This window comes from Psychrobacter sp. 16-MNA-CIBAN-0192, assembly GCF_040309565.1.
In the GTDB taxonomy this organism is placed as follows: domain Bacteria; phylum Pseudomonadota; class Gammaproteobacteria; order Pseudomonadales; family Moraxellaceae; genus Psychrobacter.
Map to the genome: position 1 here is coordinate 1 of NZ_JBEOOX010000408.1, position 259 is coordinate 259.

At 40.9% G+C, this 259-nt stretch carries 1 pseudogene; it reads right to left on the minus strand.

Annotation, left to right across the window (positions count from 1 at the left end):
- A pseudogene (locus AAEY78_RS13760) lies at positions 1 to 259 on the minus strand (efflux RND transporter periplasmic adaptor subunit); the annotation flags it as partial.

A 259-nucleotide genomic window follows, 5' to 3' on the forward strand; every position in this document is an offset into this window, starting at 1 on the left:
GATCTGAATCATTCACTTTAAAGTCAATTTTTTGCCCGGCTTGCAGTTGACCTGAGAATTGATTCGGCAAATTAAACTCAAGCCATAAATCTTTCAGCTGTTCAATGACAAAGAGCTGATTAGCCAGTTGCACATTTTCACCGACCACAATATCTTTTTGACTGATCACCCCAGAGATCGGTGCTTTAATCAGAAAACGCCCATTGTTATTGCCACTTGCACCTAATGCATTTAAACGTGCTTGTGAGGACTGGACAGT